The organism is Endozoicomonas sp. SESOKO3, from assembly GCF_024606255.1.
In genome coordinates this window covers 1-1,114 of sequence record NZ_JAHHPR010000194.1, presented here as the reverse complement: position 1 = coordinate 1,114, position 1,114 = coordinate 1, and the positions used below count along the sequence as shown (strand labels likewise).

Genomic DNA, 1,114 nt, shown 5'->3' with positions numbered 1-1,114 from the left:
GAAAGTACCAGTTTACCGCCAGTACGGAAGCAATGGTCAGCAGGGCGCTGCCAAAGGTGACAAGGTATTGCCGGTTGATGGTGGTGTGGATTTCGGTTTTTAGTTCGGCATATGCCTTGGTGCTGTCCACTTTCAGTTCGTAGTAGCGGGCGTCTGACTCGGCTTTCACTTCGTAGTAGCGGGCGTCTGATTCGGCTTTCAGTTTTTTGAAGTGGGCGTCTGATTCGGCTTTAAGTTCTTTGAAGTGAGCGTCTGACTCGGCTTTAAGTTCTTTGAAGTGGGCGTCTGACTCGGTTTTCTGTTGTTTGAACTGGGCGTCTGATTCGGCTTTCTGTTGTTTGAATTGGGCGTCTGATTCGGCTTTCTGTTGTTTGAATTCGGCGTCTGATTCGGCTTTCTGTTGTTTGAATTCGGCATCAAACTTGGCATTCATGTCAGCCATTTTTTGACTGAAATATGCTTGGTGCTGCAAGATGGCCTCCTGCATGATGAGCACGTCTTTCTTGCTGGCGTTGTAGTCCGGGTCGAGGGAAGCACTGACTTTTGCCGCCAGCTCCTCACTGATGCCGATGTTTTTCAGTTCGTTGAACAGCGTGTCCGACACACTCAGCTCCTGTTGACCGATGGAAGAGGTTGAAGCATAGACCATGGATGACTTTAACAACAAACCGCCTGGCTTGATTGACCCACCGGCCAGTGACGAGGATCAACTGACGCTGAAAACCTGGATGCGGCAGGTGACCGGGGCGGTGCGACAGGGGTTGGGGCAGATTGGGCAGTATGGGCAGTCGTTTTATGCGCTGGTGATTAAATCATGGGTGAATATTAACATGAGAGGTTATCATGACGTTACCTGCCAGTTTTGGCACATTAGATCTTCAAAGCCCGAACAGTGATCGCAAACAGGATGCTGAGGCTTATAGTTCACTCAGGAGGTATTTTTGTGATCTTGATCCCAGTGGTGTTTCCGACCCTACGTCGATAGACAAGCGCACCTGCAGTTCAACTTTCTCGGATCAGCCTACAGAGTGTTCTGCCGACAACCGGGAACAACTTGGCGGCAAGGGGATGTTTTTGCAGCGCATGAAGAGAGCCGGTCTGCCTGTTCCACCCT

Annotated in this window: 3 protein-coding genes; 2 read left to right on the top strand and 1 reads right to left on the bottom strand. The window is 50.4% G+C overall.

Annotated features, from left to right (window positions below):
- On the bottom strand, positions 1-604 hold a 604-nt coding region (locus tag KDK18_RS03340), incomplete at its 3' end, for a hypothetical protein (protein ID WP_257253205.1).
- A gap of 43 nt (positions 605-647) precedes the next feature.
- Between KDK18_RS03340 and KDK18_RS03335 the strand changes: the two genes are divergently transcribed.
- Together KDK18_RS03335 and KDK18_RS03330 are read left to right on the top strand one after the other, a co-directional pair.
- Positions 648-896, top strand: coding sequence for a hypothetical protein (locus tag KDK18_RS03335; protein ID WP_257253204.1), 249 nt, complete (start codon positions 648-650; stop codon positions 894-896).
- Positions 844-1,114: hypothetical protein (locus KDK18_RS03330; protein WP_257253203.1), on the top strand; the 271-nt coding region annotated here is incomplete at its 3' end. The genes KDK18_RS03335 and KDK18_RS03330, both read left to right, overlap by 53 nt.